At 73.7% G+C, this 24,604-nt stretch carries 20 protein-coding genes; 3 read left to right on the top strand and 17 right to left on the bottom strand.

Going from position 1 to position 24,604, the window contains the following annotated elements:
* Positions 1–46: 46 nt before the first annotated feature.
* Complete coding sequence (locus RM572_RS08135) at positions 47–706, bottom strand: hypothetical protein (RefSeq protein WP_311672587.1); 660 nt, start codon at positions 704–706, stop codon at positions 47–49.
* Between the two features lie 403 nt (positions 707–1,109).
* On the opposite strand from RM572_RS08135, the gene RM572_RS08130 reads away from it, so the two are divergent.
* Complete coding sequence (locus tag RM572_RS08130; RefSeq protein ID WP_311672586.1) at positions 1,110–1,931, top strand: class I SAM-dependent methyltransferase; 822 nt, start codon at positions 1,110–1,112, stop codon at positions 1,929–1,931.
* An 87-nt stretch (positions 1,932–2,018) separates the two neighbouring features.
* Here the strand turns inward: RM572_RS08130 and RM572_RS08125 are convergent, their stop codons facing one another.
* The 8 genes from RM572_RS08125 to RM572_RS08090 form a co-directional block, all read right to left on the bottom strand.
* Positions 2,019–3,161, bottom strand: coding sequence for an RNA polymerase sigma factor (locus tag RM572_RS08125; RefSeq protein ID WP_311672684.1), 1,143 nt, complete (start codon positions 3,159–3,161; stop codon positions 2,019–2,021).
* Positions 3,162–3,169: 8 nt separating this feature from the next.
* A complete protein-coding gene (locus RM572_RS08120; RefSeq protein WP_311672585.1) occupies positions 3,170–3,577 on the bottom strand; it encodes a YciI family protein in 408 nt (135 codons plus the stop codon).
* Between the two features lie 140 nt (positions 3,578–3,717).
* Entirely contained in the window at positions 3,718–4,236 is a 519-nt protein-coding gene (locus RM572_RS08115) for a GNAT family N-acetyltransferase (protein ID WP_027763863.1), read from the bottom strand.
* A gap of 26 nt (positions 4,237–4,262) precedes the next feature.
* Positions 4,263–5,816 (bottom strand): signal recognition particle protein, encoded by a 1,554-nt coding sequence (gene ffh / locus RM572_RS08110; RefSeq protein ID WP_311672584.1) that lies wholly within the window; start codon positions 5,814–5,816, stop codon positions 4,263–4,265.
* A 76-nt stretch (positions 5,817–5,892) separates the two neighbouring features.
* Entirely contained in the window at positions 5,893–8,400 is a 2,508-nt protein-coding gene (locus tag RM572_RS08105) for a [protein-PII] uridylyltransferase (RefSeq protein WP_311672582.1), read from the bottom strand.
* Between the two features lie 240 nt (positions 8,401–8,640).
* A complete protein-coding gene (locus RM572_RS08100; protein ID WP_027763861.1) occupies positions 8,641–8,979 on the bottom strand; it encodes a P-II family nitrogen regulator in 339 nt (112 codons plus the stop codon).
* Positions 8,976–10,289: an ammonium transporter gene (locus RM572_RS08095; RefSeq protein WP_311672581.1), complete on the bottom strand. Its 1,314-nt coding sequence runs from the start codon at positions 10,287–10,289 to the stop codon at positions 8,976–8,978. The genes RM572_RS08100 and RM572_RS08095 overlap by 4 nt, the downstream gene beginning before the upstream one ends.
* A gap of 273 nt (positions 10,290–10,562) precedes the next feature.
* The gene (locus RM572_RS08090; RefSeq protein WP_311672580.1) at positions 10,563–12,146 is read right to left on the bottom strand and encodes a hypothetical protein; all 1,584 of its coding nucleotides are present in this window, start codon (positions 12,144–12,146) and stop codon (positions 10,563–10,565) included.
* Between the two features lie 311 nt (positions 12,147–12,457).
* Here RM572_RS08090 and RM572_RS08085 point away from each other — a divergent pair, with 311 nt between their 5' ends.
* Complete coding sequence (locus RM572_RS08085; RefSeq protein WP_311672579.1) at positions 12,458–13,201, top strand: bifunctional DNA primase/polymerase; 744 nt, start codon at positions 12,458–12,460, stop codon at positions 13,199–13,201.
* A gap of 190 nt (positions 13,202–13,391) precedes the next feature.
* On the opposite strand, the gene ftsY is transcribed toward RM572_RS08085, so the two are convergent.
* The 5 genes from ftsY to RM572_RS08060 form a co-directional block, all read right to left on the bottom strand.
* On the bottom strand, positions 13,392–14,603 hold the full coding sequence (gene ftsY / locus RM572_RS08080) for a signal recognition particle-docking protein FtsY (protein ID WP_027763857.1): 1,212 nt from the start codon (positions 14,601–14,603) through the stop codon (positions 13,392–13,394).
* 202 nt (positions 14,604–14,805) lie between these two features.
* Positions 14,806–16,242, bottom strand: coding sequence for a sugar porter family MFS transporter (locus tag RM572_RS08075; protein ID WP_311672578.1), 1,437 nt, complete (start codon positions 16,240–16,242; stop codon positions 14,806–14,808).
* A 156-nt stretch (positions 16,243–16,398) separates the two neighbouring features.
* Complete coding sequence (locus RM572_RS08070; protein WP_311672577.1) at positions 16,399–20,304, bottom strand: AAA family ATPase; 3,906 nt, start codon at positions 20,302–20,304, stop codon at positions 16,399–16,401.
* A gap of 277 nt (positions 20,305–20,581) precedes the next feature.
* Positions 20,582–20,788: a hypothetical protein gene (locus RM572_RS08065; RefSeq protein WP_027763854.1), complete on the bottom strand. Its 207-nt coding sequence runs from the start codon at positions 20,786–20,788 to the stop codon at positions 20,582–20,584.
* Between the two features lie 316 nt (positions 20,789–21,104).
* Positions 21,105–21,419, bottom strand: a complete 315-nt coding sequence (locus RM572_RS08060) for an acylphosphatase (RefSeq protein ID WP_311672683.1) — start codon at positions 21,417–21,419, stop codon at positions 21,105–21,107.
* Positions 21,420–21,587: 168 nt separating this feature from the next.
* Between RM572_RS08060 and RM572_RS08055 the strand changes: the two genes are divergently transcribed.
* Positions 21,588–22,571: a CAP domain-containing protein gene (locus RM572_RS08055; RefSeq protein ID WP_311672576.1), complete on the top strand. Its 984-nt coding sequence runs from the start codon at positions 21,588–21,590 to the stop codon at positions 22,569–22,571.
* On the opposite strand, the gene mutM is transcribed toward RM572_RS08055, so the two are convergent.
* The 3 genes from mutM to rpmF all read right to left on the bottom strand — a co-directional run bounded on the left by mutM (position 22,565) and on the right by rpmF (position 24,604).
* Positions 22,565–23,497, bottom strand: a complete 933-nt coding sequence (gene mutM, locus RM572_RS08050; protein WP_311672575.1) for a bifunctional DNA-formamidopyrimidine glycosylase/DNA-(apurinic or apyrimidinic site) lyase — start codon at positions 23,495–23,497, stop codon at positions 22,565–22,567. The genes RM572_RS08055 and mutM overlap by 7 nt on opposite strands.
* Before the next feature lie 119 nt (positions 23,498–23,616).
* Positions 23,617–24,411: a ribonuclease III gene (gene rnc, locus RM572_RS08045; RefSeq protein WP_311672574.1), complete on the bottom strand. Its 795-nt coding sequence runs from the start codon at positions 24,409–24,411 to the stop codon at positions 23,617–23,619.
* 19 nt (positions 24,412–24,430) lie between these two features.
* Positions 24,431–24,604, bottom strand: a complete 174-nt coding sequence (rpmF, locus tag RM572_RS08040) for a 50S ribosomal protein L32 (protein WP_023527756.1) — start codon at positions 24,602–24,604, stop codon at positions 24,431–24,433.

Raw genomic sequence — 24,604 nt, 5'->3', positions numbered from 1 at the left:
CCGAACCGGGGGCCGGGCCGGTGAGGTGTGGCCGCCGCCGGCGCGTTCAGCCCGCGACGGCCATCGGTTCCTTGGACGGCGCTGCGTCCGGGATGCGGAAGGGCTTGCCGCAGGCTCCGCACATGATGGGCGCCTGCGCCAGCACGGAGGGGACGACGCGGACGTTGCGCCCGCAGTCGCAGACCGCCTTGACCCGTACCCCGCCCCCGGAGGAGCCGTGCCGGGCCGCGGGCCCGCGGAAGCTGCGGCCGCTCTCGGTGGTGGTGGCCGCGTCGTGCGCCTTGAGGGCGCGGTGCAGTCGGTCGGCGGTGGAACGGTAGCGCCGGCGGGTGGCCGGGGTGAGGGTCACGAGGGAGAAGCCGCTGCTCGGGTGCGGCTCTTCCGCGTGCTCCAGCCCCAGCTCCTCGGCGATCGCGAGGAACCGGCGGTTGTGGTAGCGACCGGCGCGCGAGGTGTCGCGGACACCGCGGGCGGCGGCGATCCCGTGCACGGCCTCGTGCAGCAGCCGTTCGAAGGAGAGCTCGGCGCCGCAGGCGGACGAGGACTCTCCGATGAGTGATTCGGGCGCGGCCAGGTCCGGCAGCTCGGGATGGTGCCGTTGAATGTCGGCCCAGGCGGCTGCCAGCTCGGCGGCGAGAACTGGTGGTGTCGTGCTCACGTCGTGAACAACGAGCGAGGGGGTCCGGGTGTTCCGATTCGGGGCCATCCCAAATAATTTTCCCGTACCGGTCAGTTCACTCCGATGGGTCCTGACGAGGACGGGTACGCCGATCTGCGGAGAAGACGCGTAGTCGTCGCATTCCCGGACGTAGTTCCGATTCGTACACCTTCGGTACGCCGGGCTGCCGCGCGGGCGAGCGCACGCTCCCCCGCGCTCGCTGGGACGCGCGCGCCGCCGGTCGCGGTTCCCTCGCCCCTCCCGGATGCCACGCCCATATGTCCCGATTAGCATGACTTCGCGCTGCGGCCCTCCGCCCGGCGCATGCTACGGCAGTGCCCCCGCGACGCCGGATGCCGGACGCCGGGCCCGGACGGCGACGTGCCGCGGCGTACGGCGGCGGCCCGAACCCCGCGGCCGACCGGACGGATCGACGGATCGAGGCGCCTTGATGACACCCACGCTGGTCCACCACCCGCAGCGCGCCCGCGACTGGGCGGAGATCCAGGAGCGGATGCTGGTCCCGCTCTACGAGGCGGTCTTCGACCGGCTGGAGGTCGGCTCCGCCTCCCACGTCCTGGACCTCGGCTGCGGTTCCGGGCTGGCCCTGCTCCTCGCCGCGGCCCGCGGCGCGTCCGTGACGGGCGTGGAACCGGACGAGACGCGGCTGGCACTGGCCCGCGAGCGCCTGATGCCGGAGCCCGGCGGTGATCCGGGCGGCCGGAGGGTGCGGCTGGTGGGCGCCCGCGTGGAGGACGAGGTACCGCTGCACGAACCGCTGCCCACGGTGGTGACCGCGTTCGAGGCGCTGCCCGGCCCCGAGGTGCTGTCCCGGACCGTGACCTCTCTCGAACGGAACACGCCGGTGGTGCTGGCCGGGTGGGGGCCTGCCGAACGCTGCGGAGCAGCGTCGGTGCTGCGGGTGGCGGAGCGGACGGCGGACACCGCGGACAGGCAGGACGGGGAGGCCGGGGAGGCGCCGCGTATGCCGGGCTGCTGGCAGCCCGGGGGGCGCGACGGCCTGGAGGAGCTGGCCCGTACCGCCGGTCTGCGACTGGACGGCTCCGGGCGGGTTTCCTGCCCGTTCGGCTACGCCGACATGGACAGCGCCGTCCGCGGGCTGCTGTCCACCGGGCTGTACGACCGCGCGGAGCGGACCGCGGAGGAGGGGGTGGTGCGCGCGGAGCTGATCGAGGCGCTCGCCCCCCACCGGCGCGGCGACGGCACGGTGTGGATGCCGAATCTCTTCCGGTATGTGATCGCACGGGTCTGACGCCCTCCCGGGTCCCGCGCGCGGAACCCGGGAGGTCCACGCACCGCGGAGGAGCTCCCTGCGGGAGAGGTGCCGGACAACGCCCGGTCAGCGGGACCGGGCGTTGAGCCGGGCGGCCTGGCGCGTGAGGTGGTCGCGCTCGGCGAGGTCGGGTGCCTTGTGGGCCGCCTCGGCGTACAGCCGGGCCGCCGTCGTCAGGTCGCCGTCGCGCTCGTGGAGGTAGGCCGCGACCGCCGTGTGGCGGGGTAGCGCGGCGTCCAGCGGCGCGAGGGCCGCCAGGCCGGCACGCGGGCCGTCGGCCTCCCCGACGGCGACCGCCCGGTTGAGCCGGACGACGGGGTTGTCGGTCAGGCGCGCGAGCTCGTCGTACCACTCCACGATCTGCACCCAGTCGGTCTCGCCGGCCGTCGGGGCGTCGGCGTGGAGTGCCGCGATGGCGGCCTGGGCCTGGAACTCGCCCAGCCGGTCACGTGCGAGGGCGGCCTGGAGGACCCCGACCCCCTCGGCGATCGACGCGGTGTCCCACCGGTCGCGGTCCTGCTGGGCGAGCGGCACCAGGCTGCCGTCGGACGCGGTCCGCGCGGCCCGCCGGGCATGGTGGAGCAGCATGAGCGCGAGCAGCCCGGCCACCTCGGGGTGGTCGATGGCGGCCGCGAGCTGCCGGGTGAGCCGGATGGCCTCGGCGGCGAGGTCGACGTCGCCCGAGTAGCCCTCGTTGAAGACGAGGTAGAGGACGCGGAGCACGGTGGCGACATCGCCCGGCCGGTCGAAGCGCGCTCCGGAGACGGTGCGCTTGGCCCGGCTGATGCGCTGCGCCATGGTCGCCTCGGGCACCAGGTAGGCCTCGGCGATCTGGCGGGTGGTCAGCCCTCCGACGGCGCGCAGGGTGAGCGCGACCGCCGATGCCGGGGTCAGCGACGGGTGGGCGCAGAGGAAGTAGAGCTGGAGGGTGTCGTCCGCCGAGGGGGTCGGGCCTGGTGCCGGCTCCTCCTCGACGCGGTCCTCGCGCCGGCGGCGGGAGGCCGCCGCCCGGGTCGCGTCGAGGAACTTGCGCCAGGCCACGGCGACCAGCCAGCCCTTCGCATCCCGCGGAGGGTCGGCCGGCCAGACCCGGAGCGCCTCGATCAGGGCGTCCTGCACGGCGTCCTCGGCCGTCGCGAAGTCGGCTCCGCGGCGGACGAGGACGGTGAGCACGCTCGGCGTGAGGCTCCTGAGCAGGGCCTCGTCCATCGGCGGGGTCACTCCGTGATGGTGGGGGGCTCGGTCAGGAAGGGGCGCACCTCGAGCCACTCGTGGATCGGCTCGCCGCCCGCCCCGGGGGCGGCCGACAGCTCCCCGGCCAGCGCGACGGCGCGCTCGTGGTCGTCGACGTCGATGATCATCCAGCCGGCGATGAGGTCCTTGGTCTCCGCGAACGGTCCGTCGGTGACCGGCGGGCGTCCCTCACCGTCGTAGCGGACCCACGCTCCGTCGGGGGCGAGTGCCTGGCCGTCGACGTACTCGCCGGTCTTCTCCAGCCGGGCCGCGAAGTCGTTCATGTACTGCACGTGCGCCGAGATCTCCTCGGGGCTCCACTGGTCCATCGGCACGTCGTTGACCGGGGCGGGGGCGCCGCGGTAGTGCTTCAGCAGCAGGTACTTGGCCATGACGGTTCTCCTCGGTGCTCGTGCGGCCCATTGTGGCCGCCTTCACCCCGGGGACGGAGCCGGACGCGGGTTCTCGACATCTCCGTCCGACTTTTTTCCGGGCCCTTTCCGAACGAGCCCCGGCGCACCCGGTGCCGCCGTCAGGCCGCGCCGGGCCACTCCTCGGCGGTGAGCGCGAAGCGCTCGTGGTCGCGCCAGGCTCCGTCGAGGAAGAGCATGCGCGGCGAGAAGCCCTCGTGCCGGAAGCCGAGCCGTTTCGCCATGGCGAGCGAGCGTTCGTTCTCCGGCTGGACGTTGATCTCCAGGCGGTGCAGTCCCAGGCCGTCCGGTCCTTCGGCGAAGCAGCGGTCGACGATCAGCCGCATGCCCTCGGTCATCCGTCCGGTGCCGGCGTAGGGCACGTAGCTGTCGTAGCCGAGCGAGCCGTTGCGGAAGCGCGCGCGGACGATGTTGGCCACGTTCACCCGTCCCACCAGTCCGTCGTCCTCGCGGTCGAAGATCAGGTAGGACCGCAGCACCGGGCCCTGGCGGCGCACCAGGTCGGGCAGGCCGTCCGGTTCGACCGGGTTCCAAGGACGCAGATGGTCGGCCGACCGGACGACGGCCTCGCTGTAGACCCGCTCGTCCTCGGGACGCGGGGGACGGATGTAGACGCGCATGGGTCACATCATCCCCCGCCCCCGTCTCACTTCGGCGGGAGCATGTCCTTGAACTCCTGCGGCAGCTCGAAGTCGCCGGCGTCCTGACCCGCACCGGGCATACCGAACGCGCCACCGGCGGCACGCCGTTCGGCCGCGGCCTGCTCCTCCTGCCGGCGCTTCATCGGGTTGCCGGACTGGCGCTTGCCCTTGGCCTTCTTCTGCTGCTTGCCCTTCTTCCGCCCGCCGCCCACACCGGGCATACCCGGAACGCCGGGCATACCGGGCATGCCGCCGCCCTGCGCCATCTTCGACATCATCTTGCGGGCCTCGAAGAAGCGCTCCACCAGGTTCTTCACGGCGCTGACATCGACGCCGGAACCGCGGGCGATGCGCGCACGGCGGGAGCCGTTGATGAGCGTGGGCTCGGCCCGCTCACCGGGGGTCATCGACTTGATGATGGCGGCGGTGCGGTCGACGTCCCGCTCGTCGAGGTTGTTGATCTGCTCCTTCATCTGGCCCATGCCGGGCATCATGCCGAGCAGCTTGGAGATGGAGCCCATCTTGCGGACCTGCTCCATCTGGGCGAGGAAGTCGTCGAGCGTGAACTCCTTCGGCCCCTTCGCCAGCTTGGCGGCCATCTTCTCGGCCTCTTGCTGGCTGAAGGTCTGCTCGGCCTTCTCGATCAGCGTGAGCATGTCGCCCATGCCGAGGATGCGGGACGCCATGCGGTCCGGGTGGAACGCGTCGAAGTCGTCCAGCTTCTCGCCGTTCGAGGCGAACATGATCTGCTTGCCGGTGACCTGCGCGACGGACAGGGCGGCACCGCCCCGGGCGTCGCCGTCCAGCTTGGAGAGCACCACGCCGTCGAAGCCGACGCCGCTCTGGAAGGCCTCCGCGGTGGTGACGGCGTCCTGACCGATCATCGCGTCGACGACGAACAGGATCTCGTCCGGGCGTACGGCGTCGCGGATGTCCGCGGCCTGCCGCATCAGTTCCTCGTCGATGCCGAGACGGCCGGCGGTGTCGACGATGACCACGTCGTGCTGCTTGTCGCGGGCGTAGGACACCGAGTCCTCGGCGACCTTCACCGGGTCGCCGACGCCGTTGCCCGGCTCCGGGGCGAAGATCGCCACGCCGGCGCGCTCGGCGACGACCGAGAGCTGGTTGACCGCGTTGGGACGCTGGAGGTCGCAGGCCACCAGCAGCGGGGCGTGTCCCTGTGCGGTGAGCCAGCGGCCGAGCTTGCCGGCCAGGGTGGTCTTGCCCGCGCCCTGGAGACCCGCCAGCATGATCACGGTCGGCGGGTTCTTGGCGAACCGCATCCGGCGCGTCTCGCCGCCGAGGATGCCGACGAGCTCCTCGTTGACGATCTTGACGACCTGCTGGGCGGGGTTCAGCGCCTGGGAGACCTCGGCGCCGAGCGCGCGTTCCTTGACCTGCTTGATGAACGACCGGACGACCGGCAGCGCGACATCGGCCTCCAGCAGGGCGATGCGGATCTCGCGTGCCGTGGCGTCGATGTCCGCCTCGCTCAGGCGGCCCTTGCCTCGGAGGTTCTTGAAGGTCGCTGCGAGGCGATCGGAAAGAGTGTCGAACACGGCGGTCGCGGATCCTTCGCGTCGGATGTGGTGCGGGCGGTCGACCCCCAAGGGTATCCGCCCGCACCGGGTGCGGTCAGGTCCCCTCGGCCGGGGCCCGTTCGGCCAGCGCACGCTGCACGCCGCGGGCGACCTCGTCGGCCGCCGCCGGAGGCAGCGGCGCGCCCCGGACGTCGGTGACGTAGAAGGCGTCCACCGCGTTGGCCCCGAGCGTCCCGACGTGTGCGCTCCGGACCCGTACCCGGGCCTGCTCCAGTGCCCGGGCGATGCGGTACAGCAGGCCGGGGGCGTCCTGCGCACGCACCTCCAGCACGGTCGCGCGGCGGGATGCCTCCGGCGTGGCGACGGTGACGCGGGCCGGCGGAGCCGCCGCGCCGCGCCGGGGCGTGCGGTACGCCGCCTCGCGCTCGGCGAGGCGCGCCTCGACGCGGAGTCCGCCGTCCAGCACGCGGTGCAGGTCGGCCCGGAGCCGTTCGGCGTCCGGCAGCCGCCCGTACGCGGCGGCGACCCGCCACCCGAGGAGCAGCACGGCCGGGTCGCCGGGGCCGGCCGAGGTTCCCCCGTCCCCGGGATCTGCCCGGCCGGGATCTGCCGGGTCGGGGTCGGTACGGACCTCGGCGGTGCGCACCGTGAGGCGGTGGAGGGCGAGCAGGCCGGCGACGGCGGGGAGGCCGCCCGGCCGGTCGGGCAGCGCGACGAGCAGGTGCGCGCCGTGCGGTGCGGTGGCCGCCTCGGCGTCCTGAGGTCCGGTGTCCCGTTCCGGGAAGAGTTCCAGCACCGGCGCGCCCGTGCGCCGGGCCCGTTCGACCAGGCGTGTGGTGCGGGGGTCCTGGAGCCGGCCGGGAGCCGCCTCGGGCGCCTCCCCCGCGAGCACCGCGTCCACGCGCTTGACCAGGTCGGCGACGAGCGACGCGCGCCACGTCGACCATGCGGCGGGCCCGGTGGCGAGCGCGTCCGCCTCGGTGAGGGCGTGCAGCAGTTCCAGCGTGCCGCGACGTTCCACGGCGGCTGCCACCGCCTGCACGGTGGCGGGATCGCCCGGGTCGCGCCGGGTCGCGGTCTCGGCGAGCAGCAGATGGTGCCGGACCAGCGTGGCGAGGACTCTCGCGTCGTCGGGGCCGAAGCCCATCCGGGCGGCGGCGTCCCGCGCGATGGTCTCCCCCACGACGGAGTGGTCGCCCGGCCACCCCTTGCCCAGGTCGTGCAGCAGCGCGGCCACGAGCAGCAGGTCGGGGCGCTGCACCCGCCGGGTCAGCGCGGAGGCGCGTACGGCGGTCTCCACCAGGTGCCGGTCGACGGTCCAGCGGTGCACGGGGTTGCGCTGCGGACGGCAGCGCACCCGCTCCCAGTCCGGCAGCAGCACGTCCGTGAGCCCCACCGCGTCCAGCGCCTCCCACACCGGCACCGTCTGCGGCCCTGCACCGAGCAGGCTGACGAACTCCTCACGGGCACCCGGCGGCCAGGGCACGGGCAGGGGCGCCGCGCCGCGTGCGAGCCGGCGCACGGCGGACGGGTTGAGCGGCAGTCCCGCCTGGGCGGCGGCCGCGGCGGCGCGCAGCGGGAGAACGGGATCGCGGTCGGGGCGAGCGGTACGGGCCAGGGAGACCTCGCCGTCGAACGCGACCACGCCGTCGGCCAACGGTGTCCGCTCCGGCTGCGCGCCGTGCGGGGCGCGACGCCCGGCGAGCAGGCGCGGGCGCCCCGGGCGTGCTGCGCGGGCACGCAGGACGCGGGAGACGTCCCGCCAGGTGACGTCGGCGGCGTAGCCGATGGTGTGCGCCGCCTCGTACACGCGGCGCAGCAGCGCGTCGGCGTCCGGCAGGCCCAGTGCGGCGGCGACCGGGTCCTGTTCCTGGAGGGCGAGCCGGTCGGTGGTGCGGCCGGTGGCGAGATGGAGGGCGTCGCGCACGTCGAGCAGGGCGGTGCGGGCGTCGGCCAGGCCCTCGCGCGGAGCGTCGGCGAGCCAGGACGCGGCGACGGCGCGCAGCGCGACGGCGTCGCGCAGGCCGCCGTACGCCTCCTTGAGGTCGGGTTCGAGGAGGAAGCGGAGTTCACCGTGCCGGTGGGTGCGTTCGCGGACGAGTTCGCGGAGTTCGGGGAGGCGGCGGTGGGCGTCCGCACGCCACGCGGCGAGGGCGGCACCGCGTACGGAGGCGGTGAGCCGGGGGTCGCCGGCGATGTGGCGCAGGTCGAGGAGGCCGAGCTGCACCTTCAGGTCGCCGGCGGCGGCGTTCGCCGCCTCGGCGGGGGTGCGTACGGAGTGGTCCAGCGCGATGCCGTGGTCCCAGACGGGGTACCAGACGCGGTCGGCCAGGGAGGCCACGGCTGCCGCGCCGGCGCCCCCGCCCGCGCGCGGCTCGTGGAGGAGGACCAGGTCGAGGTCGCTGGCCGGGGAGAGTTCGGCGCGGCCGTAGCCGCCGGCGGCGGCGAGGGCGGTGCCGGCCGGGGGCTGCCCGGCGCCGTGGAAGAGGGTGACGAGCCACTCGTCGGTGGCCCTTGCGAGGGCCTCGCGGCGCGCCGGGCCCGCGCAGCCGGCGGGGTCGCCGTGGAGCGTGCGGTCCCGGAGCGTGGCGTACTCGGTCACGGTGGGCCTCCTTACTCCGTCCTCGGTCCGCCGGACGGGCGCGGTCGCCGTCCGTGGTGCTGCTTCCGCCGCCTCGGCTCCCGCGCCGTCCGGGCTCCTCCCCCGCCGGGCCGGGGCCCGCAGCGGGTGCCGGCCCCGAGGCCGGACGCGGTCGCCGCGCGCGGGTGGCGAGACGCCGGCGCGTTCCGGAGGCCCGGGGCGTCCGCCGCGCAGGGGCAGCGGCGGAGCGCCCGCCGAGCGTCAGAGCGCGTCGGGGCCGCGTTCGCCGGTGCGGACGCGTACCGCGGTGTCGACGGGGACGGACCACACCTTGCCGTCGCCGATCTTCCCGGTGTGCGCCGCCTTCACGATCACGTCGACGATCTGCTCGGCGTCGTCGTCCTCGACGAGCACCTCCACCCGCACCTTCGGCACGAGGTCGACGGTGTACTCGGCGCCGCGATAGACCTCGGTGTGGCCCCGCTGGCGCCCGTACCCGCTGGCCTCGGTGACCGTCAGGCCGTGGACGCCGAACGCCTGGAGGGCCTCCTTCACCTCGTCGAGACGGTGCGGCTTGATGACTGCGGTGATGAGCTTCACGCGTCCACCTTCCTGGTCGTGTTCTTCCCGGCCTGCGGGGCCGCGGCCGGTTCGTCGTGGGCGGCGCCGCCGGGCGTCGCGGGCGACGCGGCACGGGCCACCGCCGTGGCGCCGACCGCACTGAAGTCGTACGCCGTCTCGGCGTGGTAGGCGTGGTCGACGCCGGTGGTCTCGTCGTCCTCCGTGGCGCGGAAGCCGATGGTGACCTGGACCAGCTTGGCGAGCAGCCAGGAGGCGACGAAGGAGAAGCCCAGCACGGAGAACGCCCCGATCGCCTGCTTCCCGAGCTGGGTGAGCCCGCCCACACCGTCGGTCGCGAGCACGCCGACGAGCAGCGTGCCGAGGAGGCCGCCGACCAGGTGGACGCCGACGACGTCGAGGGAGTCGTCGTAGCGCAGCTTGTACTTCAGGCTGACCGCGGCCGAGCAGACCGCGCCGGCGACGACGCCGATGAGGATCGCGCCCAGCGCGTTGACGTGAGCGCCGGCCGGGGTGATGGCGACGAGGCCGGCGACGGCGCCGGAGGCGGCGCCGAGGGTGGTGAGGGCGCCGTGCCGGATGCGCTCGTAGGCCAGCCAGCCGAGCATCGCGGCGCCGGTGGCCACCTGCGTGTTGAGCGCCATCGTGGCGGCCGTGCCGTCGGCGGCGAGCGCGGAGCCCGCGTTGAAGCCGAACCAGCCGAACCACAGCAGCGCCGCGCCGAGCATCACCAGCGGGAGGCTGTGCGGACGCATCGGGTCCTTGCGGAAGCCGATCCGGTTGCCGACGACCAGCACGGCGGCGAGCGCGCCGATTCCGGCATTGATGTGCACGGCGGTACCGCCGGCGAAGTCGATGACCTCGAGTTCGTACAGCCAGCCGCCCTCGGCCCACACCCAGTGCGCGACGGGGAAGTAGACCAGGGTGACCCAGAGGCCGATGAAGAGCGCCCAGCCGCTGAACTTCACGCGGTCGGCGAGCGCGCCGCTCATCAGCGCGGGCGTCAGGACGGCGAACATCAGCTGGAAGAGGGCGTAGGCGAAGACCGGGATGCCCTCGTCGCCTCCGGTGAGGGAGTCCACGGTGACGCCCTGGAGGCCGATGTGTTCCAGGCTGCCGATGACGCCGCCGTGGTCCGTGCCGAAGGCGAGGGAGTAGCCGTAGAGCACCCACAGCACGCTGACCACGCCCAGCGAGACGAAGGACATCATCAGCATGTTGAGTGCGCTCTTCACCCGGACCATGCCGCCGTAGAAGAAGGCCAGGCCAGGGGTCATCACCATGACCAGCGCTGCGCTGATCAGTACGAATGCGGTATCCGCGCCGTTCACTGTGGGCGTCTCCTTACACGGTTTGCGACCCGTGGGACACAGATCTGGGGACCGGTTCAGCCCAGAGTCCCGGGGTCGCGTTTCGGCCGTGGTGGCGCGTTGTTTCGCCGTGGTGACGAAGACGACCGCGGTGTTACGGGTGGGTGAACGCGTGCGTCCGGGCGCCCCCGTGGGAAGGAGGACCGGCCGCGACGCCACCCGGTGTGACCTGGCGGGGGAGCCGAGTCGGGCAGTCCGGGGTGGCGGTCGCGGCCGGTGTTCGGGGGCGGCGGCTCAACAGGCCGCCGCGGTCTCTCCTTCGGGCAGTTCGTCGGCGAGGCGCTCGGCGAGACGGACGACCTCCGGGACCTGCCCGAAATCGCGGGTGGCCGTCGCGGTGGTCTTGCGGAGCCGGTTGTTGACCCGTTCGGAGCGGACACGGCGGGCCACGGTCATCGCCTCTGTGGCACGGGTGGCGCAGCGCTCCGGCTCACGCTGGAGCAGATGGACGCTGGCCAGGCCGATGAGGTTCAGCGCGTAGCTGCGCTGGTGTCCCCCGCCCTCCTGGGCGGCCTCCCGGCCGAACAGTTCCACGGCTCGTTCCATCGCGGGCTCGGCGAGCGAGGCGTAGGTGGGGCTGCGGCCGGAGGAGTAGGCGAGATCGCGGTAGGAGTGCGCGACCTCGGCGTTCAGCTCCCCCTCGCAGAAGAACCGGATCCAGTCCGGCTCGCCGTCGGGGGCACCGCGGTCCTCGAAGGTCTCCTCGGCCATCCGCACGGCGCGCCGGCACTTTCCGGGCTGGCCCATGTTGGCGTACGCCCGGGCCTCCATGGCGTGGAGCATCGCCTGGGTGCGCGCGGTGGCGCCGTCCCTGCTGCCGTACTGGGCCAGGTGGACGAGCTCCAGGGCGTCGTCGGCGCGGCCGAGGTGGATCATCTGCCGGGCCATGCTGGAGAGGATGAACGAGCCGAGCGGCCGGTCACCCGACTCCTTCGCGGCGTGCAGCGCGAGCACGAAGTACTTCTGCGCGGTCGGCTGCATCCCGATGTCGTACGTCATCCAGCCGGCCAGCTCGGCCAGTTCGGCCGTCACCCGGAACAGCCGGACGGTGGTCTCGTGGTCGCGGCGGGCGAGCTGCTCGTGGAGCAGGTCGGTGACCTCGTGCAGCTGGCCGACGACGGCCTTCCGGCGCAGCCCGCCCCCGCACTGCGCGTCCCAGCGGCGGAACATCACGGTGGTCTGCTCCAGCAGCTCCAGTTCCGGGCCGGAGAGCCTGCTGCGGCGTTCTCCCGGGCCGCCGCCCTCGCGCGCCGCGTCGCCCGCAGCCTGTCCGCGGGACTGCGCGGGCACGGGCAGCGGGTACACACCCGCCTCTCCGCGAGCGCCCGGTGCGGCGGGGCCACCGCCCGGCGACGGCACCAGCCAGCGCTGCATGGGCTCGACCAGCGCCGGTCCTGCGGCCATCGCCAGCGACGGGCCGAGGAACCCGCGCCGGCCCAGCATGAGGTCGCTGCGCGAGAATTCGTTGATCAGCGACACCGTCTGGGGGCCCGCCCAGGGCAGGTCGATACCCGAGGCGGTGGGCGCCTGCCGCGCGCACCGCAGCCCCAGCTCCTCGACGGCGACGACGCAGCCGAAGCGCTCGGAGAACAGCTCGGAGAGGAGCCGCGGGATCGGCTCGCGGGGCTGTTCGCCGTCGAGCCAGCGCCGTACCCGCGAGGTGTCCGTGCTGATGTGGTGGGCGCCGATCTGGCGAGCCCTGCGGTTCACCTGGCGCGCCAGCTCGCCCTTCGACCAGCCGCTGCGCACGAACCACGAGCCGAGCAGCTCGTTCGGGCGCTTCTGCGCGCTACTGCCACCGCCACCGTCGCCGGTCACGTGTCACGCCCCCATCCGGCCCGGCCGCCGTACCCGGAGCCCACGTGCCTCCGGCATAGGCGTTCGCCGAGCGATTTTCGTCGCTGTGAGCACCGAAAGTAATCCTACGATCACTGTCTCCGCGAGGGCGAGAGCGAAATCGCCACCATTCGCCACCCCTTCGAATGAACCTTTCGCCAGGCACACGCGCTTCACTTGACGCGGGGACGGGGTCGCGAGGCCGCACCCTGGCACACTCCTCCGTCACCCTCCGCTGCGCGGACGTCACCAGCGGTCGTAACCATCGGCACTCGGGACCCGTTGGAGGGAGCATGGGCTTCACGATCGGCGCCATCGGCAGCGGCATCCGGGAGATGCGGGATCTCCGCGAGACCCGACCCGGCGGACGGCGGCGCGGGCGCGCGCCGGAGGGCACCACCGTGGCGGAGTACACCGGGCTGTGGGGCTGGGCGGTGGTACCGGGCGCGCGCGCCGGGCGCGGCGGCCGGGTGGCTCCGGCCGGGGGGCGTACCGCGTGCTCGTGCGGTTCCGCCCGCTGCCCGGCACCGGGCGCGCACCCGCTGCCGGGGGCCGACGAGGTGCCGGCGGGCGCCACGCTGGACGAGGCGACGCGGGCGTGGGCACGGACGCCGGGTGCGGCGATGCTGCTGCCCGCCGGGCGGACGTTCGACGTGCTGGAGGTCTCCGAGGAGGCCGGGCGGCGGGCGCTGGTGCGGCTGGAACGGATGGGGCTGCCGACCGGGCCGGTGGCGATCGCCCCGCACGGGCGCGCGTGGTTCCTGGTGGCACCGGGGGCTGCGGAGGACCTGCCGGAGCTGCTGTACCGGATGGGCTGGGACGACACCACCGGGCTCGACCTGCGATGCCTCGGCAAGGGCGACCACATCACCGCACCCCCGTCCGACCACGGCGGTCGGGGGCCGGTGCGGTGGCTGCGGGCACCCGGGCTGGAGCAGGCGGCGTACCCGCCGGAGGCCCGGCTGCTGCTGGGCACGCTCGCCTACGTCAGCCACCGGGCGCTGTCGCTGCACGGGGCGCCCGGACGACTGGGCTGAGCCCCTCCGCGCCGCGACCGGCCGGCCGTGCGGCTGAGACCGGCGCCTCGTCAAGCCGACCGAGGGGCACGGGCTGAGGCGGCCGGCTTCCCCCCGGTGCCGGGGCCGGCCACCTCTGGGCGGCGGCCCCGGGTGCACCGGCGAGGAGCGTGGGCCGGGGCGGGCCGGGCGCCGGCCCGCCCCGGAGGGGTCAGTCGCCGATGAGGGCGTCCACGAAGGCTTCGGGTTCGAAGGGGGCGAGGTCGTCCGCGCCCTCGCCGAGGCCGACGAGCTTGACCGGGACGCCCAGCTCGCGCTGGACCGCGACCACGATGCCGCCCTTCGCGGTGCCGTCGAGCTTGGTGAGCACGATGCCGGTGATGTCCACGACCTCGGCGAAGACCCGGGCCTGGACCAGTCCGTTCTGGCCGGTGGTGGCGTCGAGCACGAGCAGCACCTCGTCAACCGGGCCCTGCTTCTCCACGACCCGCTTGACCTTGCCCAGTTCGTCCATCAGGCCGGTCTTGGTGTGCAGGCGGCCGGCGGTGTCGATGAGGACCACGTCGGCACCCTCGTCGGTGCCCTCCTTGACGGCGTCGAACGCGACGGATGCCGGGTCGCCGCCCTCGGGGCCGCGCACGGTGCGGGCGCCGACACGCTCGCCCCAGGTCTGGAGCTGGTCTGCCGCGGCGGCGCGGAAGGTGTCGGCGGCACCGAGCACCACGGACTTGCCGTCGGCGACGAGCACCCGGCCGAGCTTGCCGGTGGTGGTGGTCTTGCCGGTGCCGTTGACGCCGACGACCAGGACGACGCCGGGCCGGTCGACCGCGCCGCGCGTCTCCGTGTGGACGGTGCGGTCCTCGTCGGGGCCGACCAGGGTGAGGAGTTCGTCCCGCAACAGGCCACGCAGTTCCTCGGGGGTGCGGGTGCCGAGGACCTTGACCCGTTCGCGCAGCCTTTCGACGAGTTCCTGGGTGGGGGCGACGCCGACGTCGGCGGCGAGGAGGGTGTCCTCGACCTCCTCCCAGGTGTCCTCGTCGAGGTGTTCGCGGGAGAGCAGCGTCAGGAGGCCCTTGCCCAGGGCGTTCTGCGAGCGGGAGAGGCGGGTGCGCAGCCGCACCAGCCGGCCGGCGGTGGGCTCGGGGGTCTCGATCTCCGGTGCGACGGGGGCGGGCGCCGCCTCGGGCTCGGCGACGGCGCCGGGGGTCTCCGCTTCCGGGAGCCCGACCTCCTCGATCGTTCTGCGCGGCTCCTCGAGCCGGGTCTCGGCGTCCTCGCCGAGGTGCGGTTCCGCGGGGGGCGCGGTGGTGGTCCTGGTGTCCCGGGATCCGGCGGCCTTCTTCTTCCGGCCGCTGACCACGAGCCCGGCGATCGCGGCGAGCGCGAGCACGGCGATCACCGCGGCGAGGATGACGATTTCCATCGGTGCCTTTCGAACGGGCGAGGACCGGCGGTGCCGGTTTCCGGTTGTCGGGACGGGGCCTGTGGCGGGGCCCTTCGGCGCCGCCCAGTATCCCAGAAGGGTCCGGACCGGGGGGTGAGCCCGCCTCCGCCTGTGGAGAACCTGCGGCCCCGGCTCACGGGGAGCCGGGGCCGCAGTGGTGCCGAGGAGCGGGCAGCGGGGTTCAGCCCATCTCCTCCAACGCCTTGCCCTTCGTCTCCGGCACCCACTTGAGCAGGAACGGGACGGAGAGCACGGCGAAGACGGTGTAGAGGACGTACGCGCCCGAGAGGTTCCAGTCGGAGAGGCTCGGGAAGCTGACGGTGATCAGCCAGTTGGCCACCCACTGGGCCGAGGCGGCGACGCCGAGGGCGGCGGCGCGGATGCGGCTGGGGAACATCTCGCCGAGGAGCACCCAGACGACGACGCCCCAGGAGAGCGCGAAGAACAGCACGAAGCTGTGCGCGGCGACCAACGCGACGGTCCCCTGCAGGTCGGGGAGGGTGATGTCCTCCCCGGTGCCGGACTTGGACGAGAACGCCCAGGCGGCGAGGCCGAGCGAGACGGCCATGCCGACGGAGCCGACGAGTGCGAGCGGCTTGCGTCCGACCCGGTCGACGAGCAGCACCGCGATGACGGTGCCGACGATGTTGATGATGGAGGTGGTGAAGCTGTAGAAGAACGAGCCCGCCGGGTCGATGCCGACCGACTGCCACAGCGAGGCGCTGTAGTAGAAGATCACGTTGATGCCGACGAGTTGCTGGAAGACGGACAGGCCGATGCCGATCCACACGATGGGCAGCAGGCCGAAGCGTCCGCCGAAGAGGTCGCGCAGGGTGGGCTTGTGCTCGCTGCGCATCGACTCCTGGATCTGCGCGACGCGGGCGTCCAGGTCGACGTCGGCGCCCTCGACGCGGGCGAGGACGCCGCGGGCCTCGGCCGAACGGCCGGCCGCGATGAGGTAGCGGGGCGACTCGGGGATGACGAAGGTCAGCAGGCCGTAGAGGACGGCGGGGAGGACCATGACGCCGAGCATCCACTGCCAGGCCTCCAGGCCGGCGAGGACGCCCCGCTGGTCGCCGTCGGCGAGGTTGAGGATGCCGAAGTTGACCAGCTGGGAGACGGCGATGCCGATGACGATGGCCGCCTGCTGGAAGGACGCCAGCCGGCCGCGGTAGGCGGGCGGGGCGACTTCGGCGATGTAGGCGGGTGCGACGACGGAGGCCATGCCGATGGCCACGCCGCCCAGGACGCGCCAGAGCGCGAGGTCCCACAGGGCGAAGGGCAGCGCGGAGCCGACGGCGCTCACCGTGAAGAGCACGGCGGCGATCTGCATCACGCGGATACGGCCCACCCGGTCGGCGAGCCGCCCGGCGGTGGCGGCGCCGACGGCGCAGCCGATCAGAGCGGCGGCGATCACCTGCGCCAGCACCTCGGCGCCGACGGCATAACGGTCCTGCACGGCGACCACGGCTCCGTTGATCACGGAGCTGTCGTAGCCGAACAGGAACCCGCCCATGGCCGCGGCGGCGGCGATGAAGACGACATGGCTGAGGTGCTGTGGCCGGGCGCCCTGCGCATCCGACTGCACCTGGGTGGCGCTGGTCACGGTGTTCTCCATATGAACGTAAGAACGGCTCCGCAGACACTATGCGTTCAACAACCGAAGTCAAGAGTGCGAAACGTCACGCCAGACGCCCAGGAGACCTCACAGGGCGCCTTCACCATGTGAAGAATGCGGGAAGAACGAAACGGGGCGCGAGGAGGTCAGCCGGAGTCAGCCGAGGCGCTGGCTGATCACCTTGGAGACGCCGTCGCCCTGCATCGACACGCCGTACAGCGCGTCCGCGACCTCCATCGTCCGCTTCTGGTGCGTGATGACGATGAGCTGGGAGCTGTCCTTCAGCTCCTTCATGATCCGGATCAGCCGCTGGAGGTTGGTGTCGTCCAGCGCCGCCTCCACCTCGTCCATCACGTAGAACGGGCTGGGCCGCGCCTTGAAGATGGAGACCAGGAGTGCGACGGCGGTCAGCGAACGCTCACCGCCGGAGAGCAGCGACAGCCGCTTGACCTTCTTTCCTGGCGGGCGGGCCTCCACGTCGACGCCGGTGGCCAGCATGTCGTCCGGGTCGGTCAGCACCAGGCGGCCCTCGCCACCGGGGAAGAGCCGGGAGAACACGCCTTCGAACTCTCGCGCGGTGTCGTGGTAGGCCTCGGTGAAGACCTTCTCGACCCGCTCGTCGACCTCCTTCACCACCTGGAGCAGATCGGCACGGGTCTTTCGCAGGTCCTCCAGCTGCTCGCTGAGGAACTGGTGCCGCTCCTCCAGCGCCGCGAACTCCTCCAGCGCCAGTGGGTTGATCCTGCCCAGCTTGGTGTACGCCCGCTCCGCCGCGCGCAGCCGCTTCTCCTGGTCCGCGCGGACGAACGGCACCGGCTGGTTGCGGGGGTGCTCGGGGTCCTCCGGCAGTTCCTCGCCCTCGGCCGGCGGGGAGGGCGGCACGAGCTGGTCGGGACCGTAGTCGGCGGCCAGCCCGGCCGGCTCCACACCGAGTTCCTCCAGCGCCCGGGTCTCCAACTGCTCGATACGCAGGCGCTTCTCCGCGCCGAGCACTTCGCCGCGGTGCACCGAGTCGGTGAGCTTGTCGTGCTCGTCCTTCAGCTCGCGCCCCTCGTTCCGTTCGGCCGCCAGCGCCTGTTCGCGTGCGGCCTTGGCACGTTCGGCGTGCTGCCGTTCCTCGTCGGCCCTCCGGAGCGAGACCTCGACGTACGCGAGGAGCTGCCGGGCACCCGACGCGACGGCCGTCGCCACCTCGGCCTCCCGGCGCATCCGGGCGCGGCGCGCCTCGGCGCGCGCCCGCGCCTCCCGCTCGGCGCGCGCCGCGCGGGTCAGCGAGTCGGCCCGTCCCGCCAGGCCCTTCACACGTTCCTCGTGGGTGCGCACCTGGAGGCGCGCCTCCATCTCGGTCTGCCGCGCGTTCGCTCCGTCGGCGGCCAGGCGGTCGCGGAAGGACGTGTCCGGCTCGTCGTCCTCCTCCTGCGCCTCCTCGGCCACGGCGAGGCGCTCGGCCAGGACCTCGGCCTCCTCGGTGGCCCGCTGCAACGCCTCCTCGGCGCGGGTCACGGCGGCGGCGGTGCGTTCCGCCTCGCCGGCCGCGGCCCGGGCCTGCCCCCCGAGAGTGCCGAGGCGCCCGGCGACCTTGGACTTCTCCCGGTCGGCGGCGCTGCGGCGACCGCCCAGTTCCTCGACCTCGCCGGCGCGGGCGCGGCGCGCCGCGGCGGCGTGCTCCTTCGCTCGTGCGGTCTCCTCACAGCGGAGGGCCAGTTCGTCCCGCTCGGCGGCGGCCTCGTCCACGGCAGCCTGCGCCTCGAGGAGGCTGGGTGCTCCGGCCGAGCCGCCGTGGGCGAAGTGGCTGCCGAGGGTGTCGCCCTCGGCGGTCACGGCGACCAGCTCGGGGTGGGTGGCGACGAGCAGTTCCGCGTCCTCCAGCGTGCCGACCACGACCACGTCGCGCAGCAGCCGCCGTACGGCGGGCATCAGGTCCGCCGGTCCCTGCACCAGAGCGCCCGCGGCGGGCCACGGGGACGGCGGCTGCACCGTGGGCGCACCGCCGGGGTGCGGCGCCGGAGGTCCTGACGGCACGGGCGTCCCGCCGGGCGTCGGCTGCGGCGCTCCGACCGCGTCCCGCTCCCCGTCGCCGGGTCCCTCGCCGGAGGGCGGTCGGCCCGTTCGTACGGCGCCCTCCCCCGGAGGCCCGGCGGCGGATACCTCCGCCTCGGCGGCGGGGCGGGTCTCGCCGGCGGGGCGGGTCTCGCCGGCGGGGCGGGTCTCGGCGGGGAGTGCCGCGGGCGGGTCGCCGCCGTGGCGGCGGGCGGGCGGAACGGTGTCGGCGACGAGGGTGTCGCCGCTGTCCGCGGCGGAGGCGGGCGGAGCGGCGTCGGTGCGCTGGGCGGGAACGTCCACCGGGCCGGCGAGCAGCAGGGACGCGCGGCCCGCGTCGTGCTTGCGCAGCAGCCGCAGCGCGTCCGCGGCGGTGGCCGGGTCGGCGACCGCCAGCGCGTCGGCCGCCGCGCCGAGGGCGGCGGCGACCGGTACTTCGTGTCCGGGCCGGACGGTGAGGAGTTCCGCGGCCGGGCCGAGCAGGCCGGTGAGCCGGTCGGTGGCGGCGAGCAGGGCCTCGGAACCGTCCTTGCGGCGCAGCCCGAGGGCCAGCGCGTCGTGCCGGGCGGAGGTGGCGGCGTGTTCGCGCTCCGCGGCCACCGCCGCGTCGCGGGCGGCGCCGGCGGCGGTCTCGGCGTCGGCGAGACGGCGCTTGGCCTCCTCGTGCGCGGCGGCGAGTTCCTCGTCTCCGGCGTCCAGTCCGTCGACCTCCGCCTGGAGTGCCTCGTACTCCTCCCTCGCCTGGGCGGCGCGCGTCAGCGCGTCCTCGTGGGAGGCGGCGAGCCGGTCGATCTCGGCCTGCGCCGACGCGGCGCGGCTACGGGCCGCCCCTGCCTGCGCGTTGAGCCTGGCGAGTCCTTCGCGGCGGTCGGCGAGTGCGCGCGCGACGTCCTTGAGGCGCCGGTCCTCCTCGTGCAGCCGGCGTTCCAGCTCGGCGCGGTGCTCGACCGTGTCGTCCAGGGCGCGGGACGCCGCCTCCAACGCGGCCTCCAGTTCGGCCTCCTGCTCCCGTACGCGGTCGGCCTCGCGTTCCAGATCCTCCGGATCACGGCCGCGTCGCTCCTCCTCCGGCTGCGACGTGGCGCTCCTGACCCGTGCGTCCGCGAGGCTGACGGTGCCGCGTACGCGCTCGGCGAGCTGGGAGAGTTCCTGCCAGGTCTCCTGGGCGCGGCGCAGCCGGGGGGCGAGGGTGCGCACCTCCTGTTCGAGGTCGGACTCCCGCTTGAGCGCCGTCTTCAGCGCGGCCTCGACGGACTCGCGGCGCTCCTTCAGCGCGGCCTCGTCGGCGACTTCGGCCTTCAGCGCCTCACGGAGCGTCACCAGGTCGTCGGCGAGCAGGCGGAGGCGGGCGTCGCGCAGGTCGGCCTGGATGACCTGCGCGCGGCGGGCGACGGCGGCCTGGCGGCCGAGGGGCTTGAGCTGGCGGCGGAGTTCCTCGGTGAGGTCCTGTACGCGGGCGAGGTTGGCCTGCATCGCGTCGAGCTTCCGCAGCGCCTTCTCCTTGCGCTTGCGGTGCTTGAGGACGCCGGCCGCCTCCTCGATGAACGCCCGGCGGCCGGTGGGGTCGGCGTGCAGCACGCCGTCGAGCTGGCCCTGGCCCACGATGACGTGCATCTCCCGGCCGATGCCGGAGTCGGAGAGCAGCTCCTGGATGTCGAGCAGCCGACAGGTGTCGCCGTTGATCTGGTACTCGCTGCCGCCGTTGCGGAACATGATCCGCGTGAGGGTGACTTCGGCGTACTCGATGGGCAGGGCGCCGTCGGCGTTGTCGATGGTGAGCGAGACCTCGGCGCGGCCGAGCGGCGGACGCCCGGTGGTGCCGGCGAAGATGACGTCCTCCATCTTGCCGCCGCGCAGCGACTTGGCTCCCTGTTCGCCCATCACCCAGGAGAGGGCGTCGACGACGTTGGACTTGCCGGAGCCGTTCGGGCCGACCACGCAGGTGATGCCGGGCTCGAAGCGCAGCGTGGTGGCGGAGGCGAAGGACTTGAATCCTCGCAGGGTGAGGCTCTTCAGGTGCACGCCGTCGGACTCTACCGTTCAGGTCCGCCCGGAGGCCGTCTCCCGCCCCGGCACGCCTCGCCGGATGCTCTTGGTTTCGGCCCGTCGGGCCGGGGGCACATCACTCGGTAAGCGGGCCGGGAACGGACGGTAGCCGGGAGACGGAGGGGGTCACCGCAGGGCGAGGCGAAGGAGGAACGACGAAGGGACGCCGGAGCGCCCCTTGAGTTCCCTGAGCGGTGCCGTACGCCGGGAGTTGACCGGCGTGCGCCCGACCGACCTGCCCTTGTGGGGGGTGTCAGGTGAGCGCGGGCTCCGCCGTGGACACGTCGATGCCTTCGAGCAGCGAGTCTTCGCGACGTGCGGCAGCGGACAGCGCGTCGTTCTCCGCCTGGATCCGTACGATCTCGGATTCCAGGTCCTGTACACGCTGCTGAAGCCGTCGCATCTCGGAGAGGACTCGGGGGTCGGAGCCGCCGACGTAACCGAGAAGCGCCTTTGCCATGATGGATGGTCCTCCACACTGAATGACCGACCGGAACGGGTGGTGGGTCGTGAGGGAATCGCACCCGCGGTGTCTGCTCTGTATTTGTCTCTTCAGGGCACACAAATCAGGTGCGCGGGGTGATTCCAGAGTCTCACCAAATGCGGGGACGGTCAACACGATCACGCTCCGCCACCCGGGGGGCCTCGTCTCGACGGCTCGGACTGTCGCGCTCATGAGCCGGAGGCGGCGCCCCGGGGAACTGCGGAGATCACCTTCCGCGGAAGCCTTGCATGCCTGGCCAGAAATGGCAACCAGTCCTTGACACGCTCGTCGATCATCGGATTTCGAAGCCTTCGTACCCTCCTCGGGGAGCTCCCCAGATCTCGGTGACGCCGTCCACGCGTCCCGGCGTGTCGCCGGCGCGGAGCCAGTCGAGCAGCTCTTCGCACAGCGCGGGTGACCCCTCCGCCACGACGTGAACCCTTCCGTCTCCGAGGTTGACGGCGAACCCCTCGAGCGCACCGATGCGCAGCGCCGCCTCCCGGGTGAACCAGCGGAAGCCCACTCGCTGGACCCGTCCGCGCACCCACACCGTCATGCGCACCGACTCGGCCCCGGGCGCGGCCGTTCGCGACGTGTCCTCCGTCACCTGTCGTCCCTCGTCTCCGGTCGCCACCTGCACGTCCGGAAAGGTATCCGGCGATTGGTCCGGTAGTTCCAGCGGGGCGGGGGTGAATGCCGTAGTCTCCCGGGGCAATGGAGTCACCCGTACGGGTGAGTGCCACCCCTGTAGCCGAGTCATGCGAGGACGGCAGAGATGGGCCGCCACAGACGTGCCACCCCCACCAGCGCCGCCCCTCAGCGCTCCCGGACCCCAGCCGGCGACCCGGCCGCGGGAACCGTACGGACGCCGGCCCCGGCACCCCGCTACGGCCGGCACCGGGGGGCGCGCCGTCGCCCCGCCCCGGTGCGCTCCGGCCTGCTGGGCGCGTCGGCGGCGCTGGCCGTCGGCGCGGTAGGCGTCTCCTCGGGCCTCATACCGGGGCCCGACGGTGTGTTCACCGTCGGGGACACCGGGACGAGCGGACGGGTGCAGGCGGACGGCGCCTCCGTCACCCCCTACGGCGGCACCTCCGGTTCCCCCTCGGACCGCGCGTCGCGCGGCGCCGAGCGTGACGGGCTGCGGGACGGGGCCGCCTCGCCCTCCGACAAGGCGTCGAAGACGCCGGAGGAGCAGAAGAAGGAGGAGAAGTCCGCCGCGCCGACGAAGACGGCCGAGCCGTCGGACGCCCCGAGCCGGACCGGCTCGCCCGGCGGCAGCGCCTCCGACGGCGACGAGACCCGGAGCGCCCCCGCCCGGACCCGGTCCGCGGACCCGGGAACCGGCGGCTCCGGTGAGGGATCGGGCGGCGGCTCGTCGCAGGACACCTCCGCCGAGGCGCAGGTGCTCAGCCTGGTCAACGCGGAGCGCGCGAAGGTGGGTTGCTCGCCGGTGACGGCCGACTCGGAGCTGGCGGCGCTGGCCGAGGGCCACAGCCGCGACATGGCCGAGCGCGGCTACTTCTCGCACACGACGCCGGACGGCAGGAGCCCGTGGGACCGGGCCGACGCTGCGGGCGTCGACAACATGGGCGGCGAGAACATCGCCCGCGGCCAGTCCGACGCCCAGGCCGTCATGGACGCCTGGATGAACAGCGACGGCCACCGCGCGAACATACTGAACTGCGACTTCCGGACCCTGGGCGTGGGCGCGCACTTCGCGCAGGGCGGCCCCTGGTGGACGCAGGCGTTCGGCTACTGACGGCGGGCGGCGGGACCGGCCGTGCCGGTGCCGCCGCCGCTCGCACCGGCCGGACGGAGTGAGCGCGGCGCGTACGGCCGCTGGCAGCGCGGGCAGAAGTAGCTGGACCGGTTCATCCACTGCCTGCGGCGCATCGCCGTGCCGCAGCGCCGGCACGGCTCGCCCTCCCTGCCGTACGCGTCCAGCGAGCGGTCGAAGTAGCCCGATTCGCCGTTCACGTTGACGTACAGGCTGTCGAAGCTGGTGCCGCCGACGGCCAGCGCGGCGTGCATCACGTCCCGGACGTGGCCGAGGAGTTCGGCGGACCGGGGCCGGGTGAGCGTCGCGGTCGGCCGGTCGTAGTGCAGCCGGGCCCGCCACAGCGCCTCGTCGGCGTAGATGTTGCCGACCCCGCTGATCAGCGACTGGTCGAGCAGCGCGCGCTTGATCGTGGTGCGGCGCCGGCGGAGCGAGGCGGCGAACGCGCCCTCGTCGAACCGCGGGTCGAGCGGGTCGCGGGCGATGTGGGCGATGACGTCCGGCAGCCCGTCGGCGGCGCCCTGGGCCTCGGGATGGAGGGACAGGCCGCCGAAGGTGCGCTGGTCCACGAAGCGCAGTTCGGTACGCGCGTCGTCGGCGAACCGGAAGCGGATGCGCAGGTGCTTCTCCTCCGGGGCGTCCTCGGGCTGGATCAGCAGCTGCCCGCTCATCCCCAGGTGCGCGAGGATCGAGGTGCCCTCGCCTGCAAGGGGAATCCACAGGTACTTGCCGCGGCGGTGGGCGGTACCGAGGGTGTGACCGGTGAGGCGCGCGGCGAAGTCGGCCGCGCCGGCGGGGTGGCGCCGGACGGCACGGGGGTGGCGGACCTCGACGGACGCGACGGTGCGCGCGGCGGCCCACCGTTCCAGGCCGCGGCGCACGACTTCGACCTCGGGCAGCTCGGGCAACGGGCTCTCCTCCGGAGGGTGGAAGGCGCCTGCTCCGCTTCCGGCCCGGACGCCGGTCCCGGAAGCGCCGGGCGGGTCCGCGGGAAACAGGCCCGCCCGGCGCCACCGGGCATGTGCGGTCAGGAAGCCGGGGGCGGTTCGGGAGCCGGCGTTGCGGCGGAACCGTCCGCAGCCGACTGGGCCGCGGCGTGGATGGCGCGGTACGCCGCCTCCGCGGCCTGCTGCTCCGCTTCCTTCTTGCTGCGGCCGGTGCCGGTGCCGTACGCGACACCACCGACGCGGGCGGCAGCCGTGAAGGTCTTCTCGTGGTCGGGCCCGGTCTCGGTGACCGCGTACTCCGGGACGCCGAGCGCCTCGGCGGCGGTCAGTTCCTGGAGGCTGGTCTTCCAGTCCAGTCCGGCACCGAGTCCGGCCGACTTCTCGATCAGCGGGTCGAAGAGCCGGTGCACCAGCGTGGACGCCGCCTCCAGGCCCTGGTCGAGGTAGACGGCACCGATCACCGCTTCGAGGGTGTCGGCCAGGATGGACGCCTTGTCGCGTCCGCCCGTGCCCTCCTCGCCGCGTCCGAGCCGAACGAAGGAGCCGAGTTCGAGGCCGCGGGCGACGTCCGCGAGGGCGCGGGAGTTGACCACGGCGGCGCGCAGCTTCGCGAGCTGCCCTTCGGGCAGGTCGGGGTGCGTCCGGTAGAGGGTGTCGGTGACCACGAGGCCGAGGACGGAGTCGCCGAGGAACTCCAGTCGCTCGTTGGTGGGCAGCCCGCCGTTCTCGTACGCGTACGAGCGGTGTGTCAGCGCACGCACCAGAAGGGCGGACTCGAGTCGGTACCCGAGCCGCCCTTCCAGAAGCGTGAGGGACGAGGCCGCGTCCACCAGGTCCGCCGGGGCCGCCTCGGGCGGCGTCGTGGCGTCTGACATGGAGCGTGTCACCCGCCGATCAGACCTCGAGAACCTGACGCTTGTTGTAGGTGCCGCAGCTCGGGCACGCGATGTGCTGCTGCTTCGGCTCCTGGCAGCGCTCGCACTTCACCAGGGTCGGGACCGCAGCCTTCCACTGCGACCGGCGGTGGCGCGTGTTGCTGCGCGACATCTTCCGCTTCGGAACAGCCAC

Origin of the sequence: Streptomyces hazeniae, assembly GCF_031845485.1 — a bacterium.
Taxonomy (GTDB): domain Bacteria; phylum Actinomycetota; class Actinomycetes; order Streptomycetales; family Streptomycetaceae; genus Streptomyces; species Streptomyces hazeniae.
Note: the sequence above shows the minus strand (reverse complement) of the source record. Positions and strands in the feature narration are given on the sequence as shown.

Bases quoted from the DNA above. Each gene is read 5' to 3' on its own strand.
- RM572_RS08135 (WP_311672587.1), bottom strand. From the start codon at position 706: ATGGCCCCGAATCGGAACACCCGGACCCCCTCGCTCGTTGTTCACGAC.
- RM572_RS08130 (WP_311672586.1), top strand. From the start codon at position 1,110: ATGACACCCACGCTGGTCCACCACCCGCAGCGCGCCCGCGACTGGGCG.
- RM572_RS08125 (WP_311672684.1), bottom strand. From the start codon at position 3,161: ATGGACGAGGCCCTGCTCAGGAGCCTCACGCCGAGCGTGCTCACCGTC.
- RM572_RS08120 (WP_311672585.1), bottom strand. From the start codon at position 3,577: ATGGCCAAGTACCTGCTGCTGAAGCACTACCGCGGCGCCCCCGCCCCG.
- RM572_RS08115 (WP_027763863.1), bottom strand. From the start codon at position 4,236: ATGCGCGTCTACATCCGTCCCCCGCGTCCCGAGGACGAGCGGGTCTAC.
- RM572_RS08085 (WP_311672579.1), top strand. From the start codon at position 12,458: ATGGGCTTCACGATCGGCGCCATCGGCAGCGGCATCCGGGAGATGCGG.
- ftsY (WP_027763857.1), bottom strand. From the start codon at position 14,603: ATGGAAATCGTCATCCTCGCCGCGGTGATCGCCGTGCTCGCGCTCGCC.
- RM572_RS08075 (WP_311672578.1), bottom strand. From the start codon at position 16,242: ATGGAGAACACCGTGACCAGCGCCACCCAGGTGCAGTCGGATGCGCAG.
- RM572_RS08065 (WP_027763854.1), bottom strand. From the start codon at position 20,788: ATGGCAAAGGCGCTTCTCGGTTACGTCGGCGGCTCCGACCCCCGAGTC.
- RM572_RS08055 (WP_311672576.1), top strand. From the start codon at position 21,588: ATGGGCCGCCACAGACGTGCCACCCCCACCAGCGCCGCCCCTCAGCGC.
- rnc (WP_311672574.1), bottom strand. From the start codon at position 24,411: ATGTCAGACGCCACGACGCCGCCCGAGGCGGCCCCGGCGGACCTGGTG.